The organism is Streptomyces sp. NPDC028711 (assembly GCF_055565415.1).
In genome coordinates this window covers 824,397-845,208 of the sequence record NZ_JBVHUJ010000001.1, presented here as the reverse complement: position 1 = coordinate 845,208, position 20,812 = coordinate 824,397, and the positions used below count along the sequence as shown (strand labels likewise).

The 20,812-nt window shown below is 72.7% G+C and carries 20 protein-coding genes; 16 read left to right on the top strand and 4 right to left on the bottom strand.

Annotated elements, in window-relative coordinates; all coding sequences use genetic code 11:
- The first annotated feature begins 51 nt into the window (after window positions 1-51).
- Window positions 52-1,284, top strand: a complete 1,233-nt coding sequence (hemW, locus tag ACZ4VK_RS03800) for a radical SAM family heme chaperone HemW (protein WP_468348091.1) — start codon at window positions 52-54, stop codon at window positions 1,282-1,284.
- A 115-nt stretch (window positions 1,285-1,399) separates the two neighbouring features.
- On the opposite strand, the gene ACZ4VK_RS03795 is transcribed toward hemW, so the two are convergent.
- Window positions 1,400-2,203, bottom strand: a complete 804-nt coding sequence (locus ACZ4VK_RS03795; RefSeq protein ID WP_468348089.1) for a DUF3097 domain-containing protein — start codon at window positions 2,201-2,203, stop codon at window positions 1,400-1,402.
- A gap of 10 nt (window positions 2,204-2,213) precedes the next feature.
- Window positions 2,214-2,942, bottom strand: coding sequence for an MBL fold metallo-hydrolase (locus ACZ4VK_RS03790; RefSeq protein ID WP_468348088.1), 729 nt, complete (start codon window positions 2,940-2,942; stop codon window positions 2,214-2,216).
- A 147-nt stretch (window positions 2,943-3,089) separates the two neighbouring features.
- Here ACZ4VK_RS03790 and hrcA point away from each other — a divergent pair, with 147 nt between their 5' ends.
- From hrcA to ACZ4VK_RS03740, 10 genes are all read left to right on the top strand, one after another.
- Window positions 3,090-4,109 carry a heat-inducible transcriptional repressor HrcA gene (gene hrcA / locus ACZ4VK_RS03785; protein ID WP_389679138.1) on the top strand — a complete coding sequence of 340 codons (1,020 nt, stop codon included), beginning with the start codon at window positions 3,090-3,092 and terminating at the stop codon, window positions 4,107-4,109.
- Window positions 4,110-5,249, top strand: a complete 1,140-nt coding sequence (gene dnaJ / locus ACZ4VK_RS03780; RefSeq protein WP_389679137.1) for a molecular chaperone DnaJ — start codon at window positions 4,110-4,112, stop codon at window positions 5,247-5,249.
- Between the two features lie 151 nt (window positions 5,250-5,400).
- The gene (locus ACZ4VK_RS03775) at window positions 5,401-6,492 is read left to right on the top strand and encodes a nitronate monooxygenase (protein ID WP_468348085.1); all 1,092 of its coding nucleotides are present in this window, start codon (window positions 5,401-5,403) and stop codon (window positions 6,490-6,492) included.
- Complete coding sequence (locus ACZ4VK_RS03770) at window positions 6,489-7,232, top strand: 16S rRNA (uracil(1498)-N(3))-methyltransferase (RefSeq protein WP_468348083.1); 744 nt, start codon at window positions 6,489-6,491, stop codon at window positions 7,230-7,232. Before ACZ4VK_RS03775 ends, ACZ4VK_RS03770 begins: the two co-directional genes overlap by 4 nt.
- A 28-nt stretch (window positions 7,233-7,260) precedes the next feature.
- Window positions 7,261-8,589 carry an ATP-binding protein gene (locus ACZ4VK_RS03765; protein WP_468348081.1) on the top strand — a complete coding sequence of 443 codons (1,329 nt, stop codon included), beginning with the start codon at window positions 7,261-7,263 and terminating at the stop codon, window positions 8,587-8,589.
- Entirely contained in the window at window positions 8,586-9,680 is a 1,095-nt protein-coding gene (locus ACZ4VK_RS03760) for a tetratricopeptide repeat protein (RefSeq protein ID WP_468348079.1), read from the top strand. The genes ACZ4VK_RS03765 and ACZ4VK_RS03760 overlap by 4 nt, the downstream gene beginning before the upstream one ends.
- An 80-nt stretch (window positions 9,681-9,760) precedes the next feature.
- Window positions 9,761-10,120, top strand: coding sequence for a histidine triad nucleotide-binding protein (locus ACZ4VK_RS03755; RefSeq protein ID WP_468348077.1), 360 nt, complete (start codon window positions 9,761-9,763; stop codon window positions 10,118-10,120).
- 3 nt (window positions 10,121-10,123) lie between these two features.
- Window positions 10,124-11,029 carry a ribonuclease Z gene (locus ACZ4VK_RS03750; RefSeq protein WP_468348075.1) on the top strand — a complete coding sequence of 302 codons (906 nt, stop codon included), beginning with the start codon at window positions 10,124-10,126 and terminating at the stop codon, window positions 11,027-11,029.
- A gap of 2 nt (window positions 11,030-11,031) precedes the next feature.
- The gene (locus tag ACZ4VK_RS03745) at window positions 11,032-12,030 is read left to right on the top strand and encodes an adenosine deaminase (RefSeq protein ID WP_468348836.1); all 999 of its coding nucleotides are present in this window, start codon (window positions 11,032-11,034) and stop codon (window positions 12,028-12,030) included.
- Window positions 12,031-12,147: 117 nt separating this feature from the next.
- Window positions 12,148-13,053: an RICIN domain-containing protein gene (locus tag ACZ4VK_RS03740; RefSeq protein ID WP_468348073.1), complete on the top strand. Its 906-nt coding sequence runs from the start codon at window positions 12,148-12,150 to the stop codon at window positions 13,051-13,053.
- Window positions 13,054-13,114: 61 nt separating this feature from the next.
- On the opposite strand, the gene ACZ4VK_RS03735 is transcribed toward ACZ4VK_RS03740, so the two are convergent.
- On the bottom strand, window positions 13,115-14,452 hold the full coding sequence (locus tag ACZ4VK_RS03735) for an MFS transporter (RefSeq protein ID WP_468348071.1): 1,338 nt from the start codon (window positions 14,450-14,452) through the stop codon (window positions 13,115-13,117).
- A 270-nt stretch (window positions 14,453-14,722) separates the two neighbouring features.
- Between ACZ4VK_RS03735 and ACZ4VK_RS03730 the strand changes: the two genes are divergently transcribed.
- From ACZ4VK_RS03730 to ACZ4VK_RS03710, 5 genes are all read left to right on the top strand, one after another.
- Window positions 14,723-15,856, top strand: a complete 1,134-nt coding sequence (locus ACZ4VK_RS03730) for a carbohydrate kinase family protein (protein ID WP_468348069.1) — start codon at window positions 14,723-14,725, stop codon at window positions 15,854-15,856.
- Between the two features lie 115 nt (window positions 15,857-15,971).
- Window positions 15,972-17,018 carry a PhoH family protein gene (locus ACZ4VK_RS03725; protein ID WP_468348067.1) on the top strand — a complete coding sequence of 349 codons (1,047 nt, stop codon included), beginning with the start codon at window positions 15,972-15,974 and terminating at the stop codon, window positions 17,016-17,018.
- A 13-nt stretch (window positions 17,019-17,031) separates the two neighbouring features.
- Window positions 17,032-17,529, top strand: a complete 498-nt coding sequence (ybeY, locus tag ACZ4VK_RS03720) for an rRNA maturation RNase YbeY (protein ID WP_468348065.1) — start codon at window positions 17,032-17,034, stop codon at window positions 17,527-17,529.
- A 4-nt stretch (window positions 17,530-17,533) separates the two neighbouring features.
- Window positions 17,534-18,829 (top strand): hemolysin family protein, encoded by a 1,296-nt coding sequence (locus tag ACZ4VK_RS03715; RefSeq protein WP_468348063.1) that lies wholly within the window; start codon window positions 17,534-17,536, stop codon window positions 18,827-18,829.
- Entirely contained in the window at window positions 18,826-19,182 is a 357-nt protein-coding gene (locus ACZ4VK_RS03710) for an MmcQ/YjbR family DNA-binding protein (protein WP_468348061.1), read from the top strand. The genes ACZ4VK_RS03715 and ACZ4VK_RS03710 overlap by 4 nt, the downstream gene beginning before the upstream one ends.
- Before the next feature lie 43 nt (window positions 19,183-19,225).
- On the opposite strand, the gene ACZ4VK_RS03705 is transcribed toward ACZ4VK_RS03710, so the two are convergent.
- Entirely contained in the window at window positions 19,226-20,668 is a 1,443-nt protein-coding gene (locus ACZ4VK_RS03705; RefSeq protein ID WP_468348059.1) for an MFS transporter, read from the bottom strand.
- Between the last annotated feature and the right edge of the window lie 144 nt (window positions 20,669-20,812).

The following is a 20,812-nucleotide window of genomic DNA, read 5'->3' as shown; positions in this document are numbered from 1 at the left end:
GGTTGTCCACAGGCAGACGGTTCACCTCGGGCAGTACGGGACAATGGGCTCATGCCTTCCGTACTGCCCGATGGTGAGACCGTTCCCGACGACGGGGCGCTGCCCCCGCACGCCCTGGAAGGGGCCGGCGAGCGGCCGCTCGGGTTCTACCTGCACGTGCCGTACTGCGCCACGCGCTGCGGCTACTGCGACTTCAACACCTACACGGCGAGCGAGCTGCGCGGCACCGGAGGCGTGCTGGCCTCCCGCGACAACTACGCCGACCAGGTCGCCGACGAGATCCGGCTCGCCCGGAAGGTGCTCGGGGACGACCCCAGACCGGTGCGGACCGTGTTCGTCGGCGGCGGTACGCCCACGCTGCTCGCCGCCGGTGACCTCGTACGGATGCTGAAGGCCGTCAGGGACGAGTTCGGGCTCGCGGACGACGCCGAGGTCACGACCGAGGCGAACCCGGAGTCCGTGAACCCCGCCTACCTGGAGGAGCTGCGGGCCGGGGGGTTCAACCGGATCTCCTTCGGCATGCAGAGCGCCCGGCAGCACGTCCTGAAGGTCCTCGACCGCACGCACACCCCCGGACGGCCCGAGGCGTGCGTCGCGGAGGCGCGGGCCGCCGGGTTCGAGCACGTGAACCTGGATCTCATCTACGGCACGCCCGGGGAGTCCGACGACGACTGGCGGGCCTCGCTCGACGCGGCGATCGGCGCCGGGCCCGACCACGTCAGCGCGTACGCCCTCATCGTCGAGGAGGGCACGCAGCTCGCTCGCCGCATCCGGCGCGGCGAGGTGCCGATGACCGACGACGACGTGCATGCCGACCGGTACCTGATCGCGGACTCCGTTCTCGCCGAGGCCGGATTCGACTGGTACGAGGTGTCCAACTGGGCCACCTCGGAGGCCGGCCGCTGCCTCCACAACGAGCTGTACTGGCGTGGTGCGGACTGGTGGGGGGCGGGTCCGGGGGCCCACAGCCACGTGGGCGGGGTGCGGTGGTGGAACGTGAAGCACCCGGGCGCGTACGCGGCGGCGCTCGCCGGTGGGAGGTCGCCCGGGGCCGGGCGGGAGCTGCTGTCGGACGAGGACCGGCGGGTGGAGCGGGTGCTGTTGGAGCTGCGGCTTCGGGAGGGGTGCCCGTTGGACCTTCTGCGTCCGCAGGGGCTTGCCGCGGCTGAGCGCGCGCTGGCGGACGGGCTTCTCGCGCCTGAGCCGTACGAGGCCGGGCGGGCCGTTCTGACGCTGCGGGGGCGGTTGCTCGCCGATGCCGTGGTGCGGGACCTGGTGGACTGAGGTCCGGGCGCGAGGGGCGGAGGCGCCCGCCAGGGCGCCGTCCCGTGTGCCCACCCGTCCCGCCCTGCGGGACGATTGCCCACACGGGGGTGGGCGGGTGATGGTCGTGGGCTCGCTACGGGGCTGTGACGAAGTCGATCAGTTCCTCGACTCTGCCCAGGAGCTCCGGTTGCAGGTCCTTGTACGAGGTGACCTTCGACAGGATGTGCTGCCAGGCCGCGCCCGTGTTGTCGTGAGGCCAGCCGAGGGCCCGGCAGACGCCCGTCTTCCAGTCCTGGCCCCGGGGGACCTTCGGCCAGGCCGGGATGCCCAGGGACGACGGCTTCACCGCCTCCCAGACGTCGATGTACGGGTGGCCGACGACCAGCACGTCCGGGGACACCACCTGTGCGGCGATGCGCGACTCCTTCGAGCCCGGGACCAGGTGGTCCACCAGGACGCCCAGGCGCGCGTCCGGCGCCGGGCCGAACTCCGCCACGATCGACGGCAGGTCGTCGACGCCCTCCAGGTACTCCACGACCACGCCCTCGATGCGCAGGTCGTCGCCCCAGACCCGCTCCACGAGCTCGGCGTCGTGGCGGCCCTCCACGTAGATCCGGCCCGCCCGGGCCACGCGCGCGCGTGCGCCCGGCACCGCGACCGAGCCCGAGGCCGTACGGGTGGGGCGGGCGGGAGCCGCGACCGGTCGCACCAGGGTCACCACCCGGCCCTCCAGGAGGAAGCCGCGGGGTTCCAGCGGGAAGACCCGGTGTTTGCCGAAGCGGTCCTCCAGTGTCACCGTGCCCGCCTCGCAGCGGATCACCGCCCCGCAGAAGCCCGTCGTGACCTCCTCGACGACGAGGTCACGGTCGGCCGGGATCTCCGGGACGGGCGCCGAGCGCTTCCAAGAGGGCGTCAGATCAGGGTCGTAGCTGCGCATTCGCGCGACGTTATGACACCCCGAAGCGCTGTGCCAGTTCATCGCGCTGTGCCCGCACGAACGTGGCGTCCACCACCGCGCCGTGCCCCGGTACGTACAGCGCCTCCTCGCCGCCGAGCCGCAGCAGCCGGTCCAGGGCGTCCGGCCAGCGGGAGGGGATCGCGTCCGGGCCCGCCTGGGGCTCGCCCGACTCCTCCACCAGGTCGCCGCAGAAGACCACCTCCCGCTCTCCCGGGACCAGGAGCACCAGGTCGTGGCCCGTGTGGCCGGGCCCGACGTTCGCCAGGAGGACCTGCCGGCCGCCGAGGTCGAGCGTCCACTCGCCGGAGACCACGTGCCGCGGAGCCACCAGGACGTCCACGGCCTCCGCCGCCTCCGTCTCGTCGAGGCCCTGCCGTACCGCGTCCGTGCGCAGCTCCTCCCGGTCCCGCGTCCGGCCGAGCAGCTCGTCCGAGCCGACCGCGCCGAAGACCTCCGCCCCCGAGAAGGCCGCCGTGCCCAGCACATGGTCGAAATGGGGATGGCTGAGTGCGATGTGCGTCACTCTCCGGCCGCCCGTGAGCTCCGCCACCTGGGTCCGCAGCTCGCCGCCCTCGGCGAGCGAGGCGCCCGTGTCGTACAGCAGCGCCGCCCGTTCGCCCAGTACCAGTCCGACCGTGGCGTCCCAGCGGGGCAGCCGTCGCCGGCCCACCCCGTCCGAGAGCCGCTCCCATCCGTACGCTTCCCAATCCACGTCCATGGGGCGACGCTAGCCGGTGGGGCGCCGCCTCCTTGCCAGGAGCGACGCCCGCCGCCGTACACTGGCCGGGGGCTCGCTGGCACTCGGACAGGGTGAGTGCCAAAAGCGGAGCAACCGGAACGACGACGACAGCTGGAGGTGCGCACGATGCTCAGCGAACGCAGACTCGAGGTCCTGCGCGCCATCGTCCAGGACTACGTCGGGACGGAGGAGCCCGTCGGCTCCAAGGCGCTCACCGAGCGCCACAAGCTCGGCGTCTCGCCCGCCACCGTGCGCAACGACATGGCCGTCCTGGAGGAGGAGGGCTTCATCGCCCAGCCCCACACCAGCGCCGGCCGCATCCCGACCGACAAGGGCTACCGGCTCTTCGTCGACCGGCTCGCCGGCGTCAAGCCGCTGTCGACGCCCGAGCGCCGGGCCATCCACAACTTCCTCGACGGCGCGGTGGACCTGGACGACGTCGTCGGCCGCACGGTGCGGCTGCTCGCGCAGCTGACCCGTCAGGTCGCCGTCGTCCAGTACCCCTCGCTGACGCGTTCGACCGTCCGGCACGTGGAGCTGCTCTCGCTGGCCCCCGCCCGCCTGATGCTGGTGCTCATCACGGACACCGGCCGCGTCGAACAGCGGCTCATCGACTGCCCCGCGCCCTTCGGCGAGACCTCGCTCGCCGATCTGCGGGCCCGGCTCAACAGCCGGGTCGTCGGCCGCAGGTTCGCCGACGTGCCGCAGCTGGTGCAGGACCTCCCCGAGTCCTTCGAGGAGACCGAGGACCGCGCCACGGTCTCGACCGTGCTCGCGACCCTCCTCGAATCCCTGGTCGAGGAGCACGAGGAGCGGCTGATGATCGGCGGCACCGCCAATCTCACCCGCTTCGGACACGACTTCCCCCTGATGATCAGGCCCGTCCTGGAGGCTCTGGAGGAGCAGGTCGTGCTCCTCAAGCTGCTTGGCGAGGCCAAGGAATCGGGCATGACCGTACGCATCGGGCACGAGAACGCCCACGAGGGGCTGAGCTCCACGTCCGTCGTCTCGGTCGGCTACGGTTCGGGCGGCGAGGCAGTCGCCAAACTCGGCGTGGTCGGACCGACCCGCATGGACTACCCCGGAACGATGGGAGCGGTACGCGCAGTGGCACGTTACGTCGGACAGATCCTGGCGGAGTCGTAAGTGGCCACGGACTACTACGCCGTACTCGGCGTGCGCCGCGACGCGTCCCAGGACGAGATCAAGAAGGCTTTCCGGAGGCTCGCCCGCGAGCTGCACCCGGACGTCAATCCCGATCCGAAGACGCAGGAACGCTTCAAGGAGATCAACGCCGCCTACGAGGTCCTCTCGGACCCGCAGAAGAAGCAGGTCTACGACCTGGGTGGCGACCCGCTCTCGGCCTCCGGCGGAGGCGGCGCGGGCGGCTTCGGTGCCGGTGGCTTCGGCAACTTCTCCGACATCATGGACGCCTTCTTCGGCACGGCCTCGCAGCGCGGACCGCGCTCGCGGACCCGCCGCGGCCAGGACGCCATGATCCGTCTGGAGATCGACCTCAACGAGGCGGCCTTCGGCACCACCAAGGACATCCAGGTCGACACGGCGGTCGTCTGTACGACCTGCTCGGGCGAGGGCGCCGCTCCCGGCACCTCCGCGCAGACCTGTGACATGTGCCGCGGCCGCGGCGAGGTCTCCCAGGTCACCCGGTCCTTCCTCGGCCAGGTCATGACCTCCCGCCCCTGCCCGCAGTGCCAGGGCTTCGGCACCGTCGTCCCGACCCCGTGCCCCGAGTGCGCGGGCGACGGCCGGGTACGGTCCCGTCGCACGCTCACCGTCAAGATCCCGGCCGGTGTCGACAACGGCACCCGGATCCAGCTCGCGGGCGAGGGCGAGGTCGGCCCCGGCGGCGGCCCCGCCGGCGACCTGTACGTCGAGATCCACGAGACCCCGCACGACACGTTCCAGCGGCGCGGCGACGACCTGCACTGCACGGTCACCCTCCCGATGACGGCGGCCTCGCTCGGCACCAAGGTGCAGCTGCAGACCCTCGACGGCCTCGAGGAGATCGACATCCGCCCGGGCACCCAGTCCGGCCAGTCGATCCCGCTGCACGGCCGTGGTGTCACCCACCTGCGCGGCAACGGCCGGGGCGACCTGATCGTGCACGTCGAGGTGCAGACGCCGAGCAAGCTCGACGCGGAGCAGGAGCGGCTCCTGCGCGAACTGGCCAAGCTGCGCGGCGAGGAGCGGCCCACCGGCCAGTTCCAGCCGGGGCAGCAGGGGCTGTTCTCGCGGCTGAAGGACGCGTTCAACGGGCGTACCTGATCCGGTCCGTGCACCGGAGCGGGAGGGGCGGGACGGCGGTCAGCCGCCCCGCCCCTCCGTCGTCTCCCGTGTCCCCGGCTTCCGGAGCCGTCCCTTCCATGACCTGACGTACGGATTCGGCCCCGCAGCAGGGCCATGGCACGATGCCCATATGTCCACCACCGCACTGAACGATCTCTCTCGGTATCCGATCGTGCAGGCCCCCATGGCGGGTGGCGCCTCCTGTCCCGAGCTGGTCGGAGCCGTCTGCGAGGCCGGGGCGCTCGGCTTCCTGGCCGGCGGGTACAAGACGGCCGGAGGCCTGTACCAGGAGATCAAGCAGGTACGCGGGCTCACCGGGCGCCCATTCGGCGTCAACCTCTTCCTGCCGCCGAGCGGACGGCCCGCCGACCCCGCCGCCGTCGAGGTCTACCGCCACCAGCTCGCCGGCGAGGCCACCTGGTACGACACGCCCCTCGGCGAGACCGACGACGGCCGCGACGACGCCTACGACGCCAAGCTGGCCATCCTCCTGGAGGACCCGGTCCGCGTCGTCTCCTTCACCTTCGGCTGCCCCTCGCCCGAGGTCGTCGCCTCCTTCGCCCGTGTCGGTACGTTCACGATCGTCACCGTCACCTCCGCCGAGGAGGCCCTCGCCGCCCAGCACGCCGGCGCCGACGCCGTGTGCGTCCAGGGCTTCGAGGCCGGCGGCCACCAGGGCACGTACCGCGACGACCCGGCCGACGACGGAGCCCCGGGCACCGGGCTGCTCACCCTTCTCACCCGGATCCGCGAGAGCGTCGCCCTGCCGATCGTCGCCACCGGCGGGATCATGCGCGGCGCGCAGATCGCCGCCGTCCTCGCCGCCGGGGCCGACGCCGCCCAGCTCGGCACCGCCTTCCTCTGCTGCCCCGAGTCGGGCGCCCACCCGCTGCACAAGCGGGCCCTGACCGACCCCCTGTTCACCAGGACCGCCCTCACGCGCGCGTTCACCGGGCGCCCGGCCCGCGGCCTCGTCAACCGCTTCATGCGCGAGCACGGGCCGTACGCCCCCTCCGCGTACCCCGAGATCCACCACCTCACCGCCCCGGTCCGCAAGGCCGCCGCCGCGGCGGGCGACGCCCAGGGCATGGCCCTGTGGGCCGGCCAGGGCCACCGGCTCGCCCGCGAACTCCCCGCGGGACAGCTGGTCGAGGTGCTGGCCGCCGAACTCGACACCGCCCTCTCCGACCTCTCCGGGCCCGCCCACAGGAGCGCCTCATGACCGCACCCGTCTTCGTCGTCGACGCCGTCCCCGGCGCCGGCACCTTCGTCCTCGAAGGGCCCGAGGGGCGGCACGCCGTCTCCGTGAAGCGGCTCCAGGGCGGCGAGGAGCTCGTCCTCACCGACGGCCGGGGCCGTTGGGCCGACTGCGTGGTGCTCACCGCCGAGGGCAAGGACCGGCTGACCGTCCAGGTGTCCCGCGACCACGAGGACCCCGAGGAGGAGCCCCGCGTCACCGTCGTCCAGGCGCTGCCCAAGGGCGACCGGGGCGAACTCGCCGTCGAGACCATGACGGAGACCGGGGTGGACGCCGTCGTGCCGTGGGCCGCCTCCCGCTGCATCACCCAGTGGAAGGGCGACCGGGGTCTCAAGGCGCTCGCCAAGTGGCGTTCCACCGCGCGCGAGGCCGGCAAGCAGTCCCGCCGCACCCGGTTCCCCGAGGTCTCCGAGCTGATGACGACCAAGCAGGTCGCCGCGCTGCTCGCCGACGCCGACTTCGCGGCCGTCCTGCACGAGGACCGCGACCACCCGAGCGGCGCGCTCGCCACTGCGGAACTCCCGGAGAAAGGTTCCATCGTGCTGATCGTCGGACCCGAGGGCGGTGTCTCGCCGCAGGAGCTCGCCGTGTTCGAGGAGGCCGGGGCGAAGCCGTACCGGCTGGGCCGCAGCGTGCTGCGCACCTCGACGGCGGGCACGGCGGCGGCGGCGCTCGTCCTGGCGCGTACGGGGCGCTGGAACTAGCCCGGACGGCCCGCCTTAGGCTGACCGCATGGCCGACGAGTCCCCCCTGATCCGCAGTCTGCGTGCCGCCGTGGCCGCCGCACCCGGTGACGTACCCCTGCGTCTTCACTTCGCCGAACTCCTCCTCTCCGAGGGCCGGAACGACGAGGCCGTCACGGAGGCGGCGGTCGCGCTCCAGCACGCGCCGGGGGACGCGGAGGCGCGTGCCCTGATGATGCGGGCGATGGGCGTGACGCCTGTCGACAAGCCGGTCGACGAGCCCGTCGAGCTGCCGACCGACAAGCCGGTCGAGCAGTCCGTAGGGCACGCGGCGCAACCCGAAGAACAGCCCGCCGACCCGCGCCCCCAAGGCGACCGGACCGCCTTCGACTGGGACGCCGCCGAGCAGCAGGTCCAGGACCTCGTCGGTCCCCGTTTCCTCGAGGACCCGCAGGCCGCCGGCGGCGAGGGGCCCGCCGGGGACGCCGCCGCCTGGGACGTCGACGCCCCCGGCTCCGTACGCCTCGCCGACGTCGGCGGCATGGAGGAGGTCAAGGACCGGCTCGAAGCCGCGTTCCTCGCTCCCATGCGCAACCCCGAGCTGCGTCGGCTGTACGGCAAGTCGCTCCGCGGCGGACTGCTCCTCTACGGGCCGCCCGGCTGCGGCAAGACCTTCATCGCGCGGGCCGTCGCCGGTGAACTCGGCGCGAACTTCCTCACCGTCTCGCTCTCCGACGTCCTCGACATGTGGATCGGCGCCTCGGAGAAGAACATCCACGACATCTTCGAGACCGCCCGCCGCCAGGCCCCGTGCGTCGTCTTCCTCGACGAGCTGGACGCCCTCGGCGCCAAGCGCTCCCGTACTCACCACAGCGGCCTGCGCAACGTCGTCAACCAGCTCCTCACCGAGCTCGACGGCATCGCGAGCGGCGCGGGCAACGAGGGCGTCTTCGTGCTCGCCGCCACCAACGTGCCCTGGGACGTCGACATCGCGCTCCGCCGCCCCGGCCGCCTCGACCGCACCCTGCTCGTGCTCCCGCCGGACGCCACCGCCCGCGAGGCGATCCTCCGCTACCACCTGCGCGAGCGCCCCATCGAGGCCGTCGACCTCGGCAGGCTCGTCAAGGCCACCGAGGACTTCTCCGGCGCCGACCTCGCCCATGTCTGCGAGAGCGCCGCCGAGACCGCGCTCCTCGACTCCGCCCGCAGCGGCTCCGTACGCCTCATCACCACCAAGGACCTGCTCGGCGCGGCCAAGCAGATCAAGCCGTCCACGGAACCGTGGTTCGCCGCCGCCCGGAACGTCGCCATGTTCGCCAACGAGGGCGGCCTGTACGACGACCTCCTCGCCCACCTCAAGCGGAAGCGCAAGCTGTGACCGCCCCGACCTCCCTCCTGCGCGCCGAGGCCCTGTACGACACGGGGAGGTACGCGCAGGCCGGCGAGCTCGTCGCCCGGCATCTGGCGACCGAACCGGAGGACGCCGAGGCCCTCGTCCTGCTCGCCCGCTGCCACCATCGCGCCGAGGACCACCCGGCCGCGCTCGCCGCCGTGGACCAGGCGCTCGCCGCCGAACCCGAACTGCTCATGGCCTGGCTGATGCGCGTCCAGATCCTGCTCGGCCTGCGACGGTTCCAGGACGCCGAGACCTCCGCCCGGTACGCCGTCCAGCTCGCCCCGCAGTACTGGGGCACCCACTACGCCCTCGGCGCGGCCCTCGCCCAGTTCGGGGAGCACGCGCGCACGCCCGCGCGTGCCGTCGAGGCGTACGAGGCGGCGCGGGCCGCCGTCAGCCTCGCCCCCGAGGAGGACGCGGCCCACTTCCTCGTCGGGCTCACCGCCCAGCGCCGGGGCGACCACGCCACCGCGCAGCGGGCGTACGAGACGACGCTGCGGCTCAACCCGCAGAGCAGCGAGGCCCACAACAACCTGTCGCTGCTGCGGCTGCGGCGCCGCTGGTTCCGGCGCGGGGCCTGGACGCAGGCCGCCGAGGGCTTCGTCGCCTCCGCCGCGCTCGACGTCCAGGACCGCAAGGCCCGCTACAACCTGGAGGCCATGGCCTGGAACACCGTCGCCGGGGCCCGTTGGGTGGCCCTGCTCGGCTTCCTCGCCTCCACGTTCGGCTCCGCACCGGTCCGCACCGGAGCCACCGGCGCCGAGGCCGTCGTCCCCTTCGTGATCGGCGCGGCCGTGCTCCTCGGCGCCTGGGGCGGCTGGGTGCTGTGGATGGGCCGCCGGGTGCCGCCCCGGTTGCGCCGCCCCCTGTTCCTCGTGGCGCGCTCCTGCCGGCCGGTGATCGCGATGGCCGCGGCCGTGGGGCTGCTCGGCCTCTACTCGGCGGTGACGATGGCCCTGTGGTCGTTCGGTGCGGGTGCGGTCGGCGGGCTCGGGACCCCGCTGTTCTGGGCCGTGATCATCACGTACTGGGTGAGCCGCTCGGCCCTGAACCGGCGCGCCCCCAAGGACTGACGGCCCGGGGGGCCGGGGATGTCGGAGATGGCGGATAGCATGCGCGTGAAGTGACCGACGAGGCGAGGAGGCCCAGGGCCATGGCCGGAGAGCCGCAGAGCGACTGCCTGTTCTGCAAGATCGCGGAGGGTGAGGTCCCGGCGACGATCGTGCGCGAGACGGAGACGATCGTCGCGTTCCGCGACATCAACCCGCAGGCGCCGACCCACGTCCTCGTGATCCCGCGCCTCCACTACCCGGACGCCGCGTCGCTCGCCACCGCCGCGCCGACCGTCGCCGCCGACATACTGCGTGAGGCCGGAGAGATCGCCGCGCAGGAGAAGGCCGACGACGCCGGCTACCGCATCGTGTTCAACACCGGCGCGGGCGCCGGCCAGACCGTCTTCCACGCCCACGCGCACGTCCTCGGCGGCCGCGGCCTCAACTGGCCCCCGGGATAACACGTGTCCGTACGCGAACTGGTCGTCCTCGGGACCGCCAGCCAGGTCCCGACCCGGCACCGCAACCACAACGGCTATCTGCTGCGCTGGGACGGACAGGGCATCCTCTTCGATCCAGGTGAGGGCACCCAGCGCCAGATGCTGCGGGCCGGGGTCGCCGCGCACGACATCGACCGGATCTGCGTGACGCACTTCCACGGCGACCACTCGCTCGGCCTGGCCGGGGTGATCCAGCGGATCAACCTCGACCAGGTCCCGCACCCGGTCACCGCGCACTACCCGGCGAGCGGACAGCGCTTCTTCGAGCGCCTGCGGTACGCGACGGCCTACCGCGAGACCGTGAAGCTGACCGAGTCGCCCGTCGCCGCCGACGGGCCGCTCGCCGTCACCGACACGTTCACCCTCGACGCGTACAGGCTCTCGCACCCCGTCGAGTCGTACGGCTACCGGCTCACCGAGCCCGACGGGCGCCGCATACTCCCCGAGAGGCTGGCCGCGCACGGCATCAAGGGCCCCGACGTGGGCCGGATCCAGCGCGAGGGCGTCCTCGACGGCGTGACCCTCGACGAGGTCAGCGAGGTCCGGCGCGGGCAGCGCTTCGCCTTCGTCATGGACACCCGGCTCTGCGAGGGGGTGCACGCCCTCGCGGAGGGCGCCGACATGCTCGTCGTCGAGTCGACCTTCCTCGACGAGGACGTCCGCCTCGCCACCGACCACGGCCATCTGACGGCGGGTCAGGCCGCGTCCGTCGCCCGGGACGCGGGTGTACGGCACCTCGTCCTGACCCACTTCTCGCAGCGCTACTCCGACCCGGACGAGTTCGAGCGCCAGGCGCGGGCGGCCGGGTTCGACGGCGAACTGAGCATCGCCAAGGACCTCATGAGGGTCCCCGTACCGAAACGAACGTGAACATGCCCGTACCCAAGGCCGAACTGCACCTCCACATCGAAGGCACCCTCGAACCCGAGCTGGCCTTCGCCCTCGCCGCGCGCAACGGCGTCACGCTGCCCTTCGCGGACACCGAGGCCCTGCGCGAGGCGTACCGTTTCAGCGACCTCCAGTCCTTCCTCGACCTCTACTACGGCCTGATGGCCGTCCTGCGGACCGCCGAGGACTTCACGGAGCTCACCGACGCCTATCTGGAGCGGGCCGCCGCCCAGGGCGTCCGGCACGCCGAGATCTTCTTCGACCCGCAGGCGCACACCGCCCGGGGCATCGGCATCGGCACCGTGATCGAGGGCCTGAGCGCCTCCCTCGAACGCTCCGAGGAGCGGTACGGGATCTCCACCCGGCTCATCATGTGCTTCCTGCGCGACGAGTCGGCCGAGTCGGCGCTCGCCACCCTGGACGCCGCGAAGCCGTACCTGGACCGGATCACCGGCGTCGGCCTCGACTCGGCCGAGGTCGGCCACCCGCCGGCGAAGTTCCGCGAGGTGTACGAGGCCGCGGGGGCGCTCGGACTGCGCAAGGTCGCCCACGCGGGCGAGGAGGGCCCGGCCGCGTACATCCGGGAGGCCCTGGACGTCCTCGGCGTGGAGCGCGTCGACCACGGCCTGCGCTGCCTGGAGGACCCGGAGCTCGTCGACCGCCTCGTCCGGGAGCGGGTGCCGCTCACCCTCTGCCCCCTGTCGAACGTACGGCTCCGCGCGATCGACGTGCTCGCCGACCATCCGCTGCGGACGATGATGACGGAGGGCCTCCTGGTCACCGTCAACTCCGACGACCCCGCGTACTTCGGGGGATACGCCGGGGACAACTTCGACGCCGTACGGGACGCCCTCGGGCTGACGCCGGAACAGCTCCGCGAGCTCGCCCGCAACTCCTTCGAGGCCTCCTTCCTGGAGGACGACGAACCGCGCAGGGCCCGCTACCTCGCCGAGGTGGACGCGTACGCGTTCGACGAGGCGTAGCGCCCGCGTCTCCTGAGGCCTGACGTACGGCACGGGTTTCTCGACGTACGGGGTCCCCGGAGGCGGCCGTGTGGCGATACTTGGGGCGACGACAGTTGTTTCGGGGGGAGCAGCACGGTGTCAGACACGCCCGGTCCCGCTGGGGACCCCACGGCCACGCAGTCCGGTCCCGCCACCGGGGGAGGCCCGGCCTCCCCGGCCACCACCCACCAACCGCCCCGGTGGGCCTGGTGGGTGGTCGGAGTGGTGGTGCCCCTGGCCGGCGTCCTGGCGACGGTCCTTGCCCAGACGCATCGCGCGGGCGGCGTGGCGCAGCCACCCGCGCAGGTCTTACCGTCCGGGGCGCCGTCCACCGTGACCGCCGCCCCGGCCCCGTCGCCGTCCTCCACGGCACCGTCCTCCGCGCCGCCCTCCTCGGTGCCGCCCTCGACGGCCGCCCCGTCCCGGCACGCACCGCCCTCCGCGGCCACACAGGCACCCGGCCGCCCCTCGCAGACCCCGAGGACGGCCCCGCCCGCGGCCCCGCCCGACGAGCCCCCGCCGAAGCTCCCGCCCCTGGTCCTGCCCCCGGCCGACACGCCCGTGCGGATCGTCAACGGCAACAGCGGCTTCTGCCTCGCCGTCCCCGGGGCGTCGAGGGAGGTCGTCGACCTGAACCAGTTCGGCTGCGGCGACCACCCCGACCACCTCTGGCGGCTCACGCCCTCGGGCAGGGACCCCGCCGGACGGACCCGGTACCGGATCGTCAACGGCAACAGCGGCTTCTGCGCGGCCGTTCCCGGCGCCAGCACGGCACCGGCGGTCAACGTCAACCAGTACCCGTGCGGCCCGGAACCGGACCACTTCTGGCGCGTCGAGTACCAGAAGCGGGACGCGGACGGACGCCCGCTCTACCGGATCGTCAACGGCAACAGCGGCCTCTGCCTCGCCGTCCCCGACGCGAGCGCCCGGCAGACGGCGGACGTCAACCAGTTCCCCTGCGGCCCCTACCCCGACCACTTCTGGCGCTTCGGCCCGCCCTGATGGACCGGCGCGGCGGGCTGGGGCCCTCCCTGACCACGCGCGCCCGAGCAGGCCCGGCCCGCTACCCCCGGTCGCTCGGCCTCGCAAGGCGGAACGCCGACTTCGCGAGGCTCCGGCGGCCCGCCGGGGAGGGGACCGTGATCGCGGCGACCTCCTGCTCCGGAGCGCCCATCTGGGGAACGAGCGCAGGGGTCGCCGCGGCCGTGCCCGCGAGGACCGCCGCCGGCGCGCCGCCCCTGCGGCGCACCGAGCCCGGGACCAGCGGGCGGCCGGAGACATGGCGGGCCACCGCCGTCATCGGGACGGCGACCACGAGCAGCAGGGCGCACAGCACGGCGCCCATGCCCGGATACCCGGCACCCTCCGAAAGGAGGCTCCCCGCCACCGGACCGCAGGCCACGCCGAGCGAGGACGCCGAGCCGACCAGGACGGCCCAGCGGCCGCGCGGGTCGAGCGAGGCGGCCAGACCCAGGAGGTACGACAGGACCACCGGGTAGACGGCGTTCCACAGGATCTCGCCGGTCGCGAACGAGGCCAGGTCCCCGGCCGCCGAGCTGAGCAGCACGCATCCCGCGATGAGGACCGTCCCCGCCCCGATGGGCACTGCCCGGCCCAGACGCGAGCCGAGCGCACCCGCCGCCGTGACCCCCGCGAGCCCGGCACCGAGCGCCGCCGCGAAGACCGCGCCGACGGTGACCTCGGAGAGCCCGGCCTGGGTGAGTCCGATGCGGCCGCTCACCCCCCACAGCGCGTTCTGCGCGAGGGACCAGCACAGGATGCCGGCGGCGAGCACGGCCCCGGCCCGGCGGTGGGGGAGAGGGCCCGAGACCGCCGAGGCGTCCCGTACCGCGCGCGTGGCGCCCTGCAGGCGGCCCGTCAGCGGCCACACCAGAGCCGCCGCGCAGGCGATCGCGAGCAGTGGCGGCGCGTGGCCGCCGGCCAGATGCGGAAGGGTCAGATAGAGGGCGCCCGCCGTCGCGGAGACGGACAGAAGACCGAGCGTGGAGGCCCGGTGCGGGTCCCGCTGCCCGGCGATCCCGGCCGCGGCCACCGCCGTCGCCGTACCCGAGCCGACGCCGCCGAGGACGGCGCCCGCGACCACCAGGGGCACAGCGCCGCTCGCGGCGGCGGAGCCGTAACCGACGGCCATCGCGAGGAGGCCCGCGCGGGCCGCCCGGCGCGGCCCGAAGCGCTCGCCGCGCGCGGCGAGCGTGAAACCGGCGGACGAGGAACCGAGCAGCAGCACCGAGCCGACCAGGCCCGCCTGCGAAGGAGTGAGGCCAAGCCCGGCGGAGAGCCGGCCGACGACCGTCGGCAGCAGGTACGGGGCGAGGTAACCGGCCGTGAAGAGGGCGACGAGGGCGACGAGAGCCCCCGGGACGCGCGGGCGCGACGACATGGGCGTTCCAGGAACTGAACAGGGAAATGAGACGGCGCCCGGTGATCCACGGGGTCGCGGCACCATGTGTATCAAGCATCGGAGTGGGCGGAGAAGGCGGTATCCCCCGATTCGGTCTGTGATACGGGTCACGATCGGTTTGGGACGGGTGCGACGGGGCAACGCGCGATGGCCGTGTTGCGTCACCCCCGTCTCCCCACCCCCATCGGGCACACTGTCCAGATCAGCACCACGGTGCCGATCCGCCGCACCACGACCGGGGAGACCGCCGTGACCACAGCAAGGGGAGAGCAGCCGCGACACGACACCGGGGTCGACCCGCTGGTGTGCCTCCGCGAACCCACCGACCCCGCCTGCGACGTCTTCCTGACCGGCACCGTCTTCCTCGACATCATCTTCACCGGCCTCGACAGCGCACCCGTCCGGGGCACCGAGTCCTGGGCCCGCGGCATGGGATCGAGCCCCGGCGGCGTCGCCAACATGGCCACCGCCCTCGCCCGCCTCGGCCTGCGCACCTCCCTCGCCGCGGCCTTCGGGGACGACCACTACGGCGAGTACTGCTGGGACGCCCTGGAACAGGGCGAGGGCATCGACCTCTCCCTCTCCCGCACCGTCCCCGGCTGGCACTCCCCGGTCACCGTCTCCATGGCCTACGAGGGAGAGCGGACCATGGTCTCCCACGGCCACGAGGCCCCGCCCGCCGACGTCGCCGACGCCGTCGGCGCCCTGCCCGCCTACCCGCCGCACGCGCGCGCGGCCGTCGCCTCCCTGGTCCCCGGCCGCACCGAGGAATGGGTCGCCCGGGCCGCCCGCGGCGGCGCCAAGGTCTTCGCGGACGTCGGCTGGGACGACACCGGCCGCTGGGACCTGGCGGGCCTCACCGACCTGGAGCACTGCGAGGCCTTCCTGCCCAACGCGGCCGAGGCGATGCGCTACACCCGCACCGACTGCCCGCGCGCCGCCGCCCGCGCCCTCGCCGACAAGGTCCGCTACGCCGTCGTCACCCTCGGTTCCGAAGGCGCCTACGCCGTCGACGGTGGCACCGGCGCGACCGCCGAGGTCCCCGCCATCCAGGTCTCGGCCCTCGACCCCACCGGCGCCGGCGACGTCTTCGTCGCCGGATTCGTCACCGGCACCCTCGCCGACTGGCCCCTCGCCGACCGGCTCGCCTTCGCCGGCCTCACCGCCGCCCTCTCCGTCCAGGAGTTCGGCGGCTCCCTCTCCGCCCCCACCTGGGGCGAGATCGCCGCCTGGTGGCAGCGGGTCCAGGGCCACGCCATGCAGGACCCCGAGGCCCTGCGCGACCGCTACGCCTTCCTGGAGAGCCTCCTGCCCGCCCCCGCGCGCGCGTGGCCGCTGCGCCGGGCGGTGCCCACGATCGGCTTCCGCGCGGCCCACTCGTGAACCGCGTAAACCACTACGGGCTTGTCGGCGCCGAGTCGTAGGCTGGGAAGCCGAGAGGTTGTCGAGCAGCGAGAACCCTGCAACGGGAGGTATGCGCAGGCCTTAGTGCCGGCCCATGACTCAGACACCCACAGCCCACGACGGAGCGCCCCGCGACGAGGCGCCCGGACAGGCCCGCGCCCACTTCACCGTCCCCGCCAAGCACCCGATGGTCACCCTGCTCGGCTCCGGTGACGCGCTGCTCCGCGTGATCGAGCGGTCGTTCCCACGGGCCGACATCCATGTCCGGGGCAACCAGGTCAGCGCGGTCGGAGACGCGGCGGAAGTCGCTCTCATCCAGCGCCTGTTCGACGAGATGATGCTGGTGCTCCGCACCGGTCAGCCGATGACGGAGGACGCAGTGGAACGCTCGATCGCCATGCTCAGGGCGAGCGAGAACGGATCGGCGGAGGGCGGCGACGAGACCCCCGCCGAGGTCCTCACGCAGAACATCCTGTCCAACCGGGGCCGCACGATCCGCCCCAAGACGCTCAACCAGAAGCGGTACGTCGACGCGATCGACAAGCACACGATCGTCTTCGGCATCGGCCCCGCCGGTACCGGCAAGACCTATCTCGCCATGGCCAAGGCGGTCCAGGCCCTGCAGTCCAAGCAGGTCACCCGGATCATCCTGACCCGCCCGGCCGTCGAGGCCGGCGAGCGCCTCGGCTTCCTGCCCGGCACGCTCTACGAGAAGATCGACCCGTACCTGCGCCCGCTCTACGACGCCCTGCACGACATGCTCGACCCGGACTCGATCCCCAAGCTCATGGCGAGCGGCACGATCGAGGTCGCGCCGCTGGCGTACATGCGCGGCAGGACGCTGAACGACGCGTTCATCATCCTGGACGAGGCGCAGAACACGAACCCCGAGCAGATGAAGATGTTCCTCACCCGCCTCGGCTTCGACTCGAAGATCGTCATCACCGGTGACGTCACCCAGGTCGACCTGCCGAACGGGACGAAGAGCGGTCTGCGGCAGGTCCGCGACATCCTGGACGGGGTCCAGGACGTCCACTTCTCGACGCTCACGTCGCAGGATGTCGTCCGGCACAAGCTCGTCGGCCGTATCGTCGACGCGTACGAGCAGTACGACAGCCGTAACGGCCGCAACGGGAAGTAGTCACAGAAACACCATGTCGATCGACGTCAACAACGAGTCCGGTACCGAGGTCGACGAGCAGGCGATCCTCGACATCGCCCGCTACGCCCTGGCGCGCATGCGCATCCACCCGCTCTCCGAGCTCTCGGTGATCGTCGTGGACGCGGAGGCGATGGAGCAGCTCCACATCCAGTGGATGGACCTGCCGGGGCCGACGGACGTCATGTCCTTCCCGATGGACGAGCTGCGTCCGCCGACGAAGGACGACGACGAGCCCCCGCAGGGGCTCCTCGGCGACATCGTGCTCTGCCCCGAGGTCGCCACCCAGCAGGGCAAGGACGCGCCGACGGAGCACTCCATGGACGAGGAGCTGCAGCTCCTCACCGTCCACGGAGTGCTCCACCTCCTCGGGTACGACCACGAGGAGCCCGACGAGAAGGCCGAGATGTTCGGCCTCCAGGCGGCGATCGTCGACGGCTGGCGCGCGGAGAAGGGCCTGACCGGCCCGTCCCCGGCGCCGACCGTCTCCTGACCCGATGGACATGTCGCTGATCCTCGGCGCGGTGGCCCTGGTCGTCGTGGCCTGGCTCGCCGCCTGCGCCGAGGCCGGGCTCGCCCGTGTCTCCAGCTTCCGCGCCGCCGAGGCCGTACGGTCCGGGCGGCGCGGGGCGGCGAAGCTCGCCCAGGTCGCCTCCGACCCGACCCGCTATCTCAACGTGGCGCTGCTGGTGCGCGTCGCCTGCGAGATGGCGGCCGGCGTCCTCGTCACGTACGCCTGTCTCGAGGCCTTCCCCGAGACGTGGGAGGCGCTGCTGATCGCCATCGTCGTCATGGTCCTCGTCTCGTACGTGGCCGTCGGCGTCTCGCCGCGCACGATCGGCCGCCAGCACCCGCTGAACACGGCCACGGCCGCCGCGTACGTGCTGCTGCCGCTGGCCCGGATCATGGGGCCGATCCCGCAGCTGCTCATCCTCATCGGTAACGCGCTGACCCCCGGAAAGGGCTTCCGGAAGGGCCCGTTCGCCTCCGAGGCGGAGCTGCGGGCCATGGTGGACCTCGCCGAGCAGGAGTCGCTGATCGAGGACGACGAGCGCCGCATGGTGCACTCCGTCTTCGAGCTGGGCGACACGCTGGTACGGGAGGTGATGGTGCCCCGTACGGATCTGGTCTGCATCGAGCGGTACAAGACGATCCGTCAGGCCCTCACGCTCGCGCTGCGCTCCGGTTTCTCCCGGATCCCGGTCACCGGTGAGAACGAGGACGACATCGTCGGCATCGTGTACCTGAAGGACCTGGTCCGCAAGACGCACATCAACCGGGACTCCGAGTCCGACCTGGTGGCGACCGCGATGCGGTCCGCCGCCTTCGTGCCCGACACCAAGAACGCGGGCGACCTGCTGCGCGAGATGCAGCAGGAGCGCAACCACGTCGCCGTCGTCATCGACGAGTACGGCGGCACGGCCGGGATCGTCACCATCGAGGACATCCTGGAGGAGATCGTCGGCGAGATCACCGACGAGTACGACCGTGAGCTGCCGCCGGTCCAGGACCTCGGCGAGGGCCGTCACCGGGTCACGGCCCGGCTCGACATCGGGGACCTGGGCGAGCTGTACGGCCTGGGGCCCGACGAGTACGACGACGAGGACGTGGAGACCGTCGGCGGTCTGCTCGCGAAGGCCCTGGGCCGGGTCCCGATCGCGGGCGCCAAGGCGGTCGTGGAGCTGCCGGACGGGCGTTCCCTGCGGCTGACGGCCGAGTCCCCGGCCGGCCGGCGGAACAAGATCGTCACCGTCCTCGTGGAACCGCTGGAAGCGGAGGAGAAGCCGGAATGACCCCCGACGAGCTGCGTGCCCTCTGCCTGGACTTCAACGACGCGACGGAGGAGTTCCCCTTCGGCCCCGAGGCCTCCGTCTTCAAGGTCGCCGGGAAGATGTTCGCGCTGTCGTGGCTCGACGGCGAGCCGCTGCGGGTCAACCTCAAGTGCGATCCGGACGAGGCGGTACGGCTCCGCGAGGAGCATCCGGCAGGGGTCGCCCCCGGCTATCACATGAACAAGCGCCACTGGAACACGGTGACCGTCGGAGAGCTCCCGGACCGGATGGTCCGGGAGCTCGTCGAGGACTCGTACGACCTGGTGGTCGCGGGTCTGCCGAAGGCCGTACGGCTCCGCCTCGACAGGCCCTGACCCCCGCCCGTCGCGGCGGGGGCCGGGACCGTCGGCGCGGGGCTCAGGACCGGCGCCGCAGGCCGAGGCCGACCAGGGCCGCCGTGCCGAGCACGATCGCCGTGTCCAGGGCGAGCACCGTGCGGACGCCACCGAACAGATCGTCGCCCGTGGTGGCGAGCACGCCGAGCAGCGGGATGCCGACGGTGAGGCCCACCTGCTGGGTGGTGGTCACCAGGCCGGTCGCAAGGCCCTGCTCCTCGTCGGGGACGCCGGAGGTGACGGTCAGCCCGTACGAGATGATCGCGCCGAGGTGGCACATGGAGGCGAGCGAGACGAGGACGGTCGCCAGGATCACGCCCGACTCCTCGCTCAGGCCGAGCAGTCCGGCCGTGAGGAGGCCCTGTCCGGCGAGCGAGCCGACGAGGGTGCGGCGGGCACCGATCCGGCCGATCACCTTGGGCGCGAACATCCCGGCCACGACCGACATCACGCCCTGCAGGCCGAAGATCAGGCCGGTCTGGAAGGCCGAGAGGTCCAGGGTCTCCTGGAGGTACAGGGTCAGGACGAAGACGACCGTCGACATCATCGAGAAGGTGATGAGTCCGCCGAGGTTGCCGAAGGCGACCGTGCCCCGGCGCAGCATCGGCAGGGAGACCAGCGGGGCCGCGTGCCGGGACTCGACCCGTACGAACGCCGCGAGCAGCAGGACGCCCGCCACCAGCGTGACCTGTACGTCCGTGCCGCCGAAGCCGCGCTCGGCCGCCGTCGACAGGGCGTAGATCAGGGCGAGCAGACCGCCGGTGACGGTCACCGCGCCCGGCACGTCGAGCCGGGGCCGCTCGGGGGTGCGGGACTCGGGGAGGAGGCCCGGTGCGAGCGGGAGCACGATCACGCTGAAGAGGGCGAGCAGGCCCATGGTGGAGCGCCAGCCGAGGGTGTCGGTCATGACGCCGCCGAGGACCATGCCGACGGTGAAGCCGAGCGAGAGCAGGGTGCCGGAGATGCCGAGCGCCCGGTCGCGCAGCGGGCCTTCGGGGAACGTGGTGGTCAGCAGGGACATGCCGGTGGGCACGATCGTGGCGGCGCCGAGGCCCTGAAGGGCGCGTGCGGTGAGGAAGGCGGCCGGGTTCCAGGCGAAGGTGGCGAGCAGCGAGGCCGCGCCGAAGAGGGCGAGCCCGGCGAGGAACAGCTTCTTGCGTCCGTAGAGGTCGCCGACGCGTCCGAAGAGGAGCAGGAATCCGCCGGAGGGCAGCGCGAAGGCGGTGACGGCCCACTGGAGGGCGGAGTGGCCGAGGCCGAGGTCGGCGCCGAGGACGGGCAGGGCCACGTTGAGGACGGAGAAGTCGAGCGCGACCATGAACTGGGCGGCGCAGAGCACGAAGAGGATGAGCCGGGTGCGGCCGGTGAGGGTCGGGGGAGCGGCGGGGGTCACGGCGGTCTCGCCGGCCGGGGTGGTCCCGGTGGCCTTGGCGGCGTCGGCGGGAGGGGGAGTCAGGGTTGCCATGACCCCACCCTCGGCGCGCGGGAACAACGCTGGGGAGCGGGAACTTATCCTGTTGGTCGCACCACCAGGCATCCAGGGGGAGGAAGCACACGTGGCCACCGCTCTCGAGAGCACCACGGCGAAGCAGCACCGACTGGCCGAGCT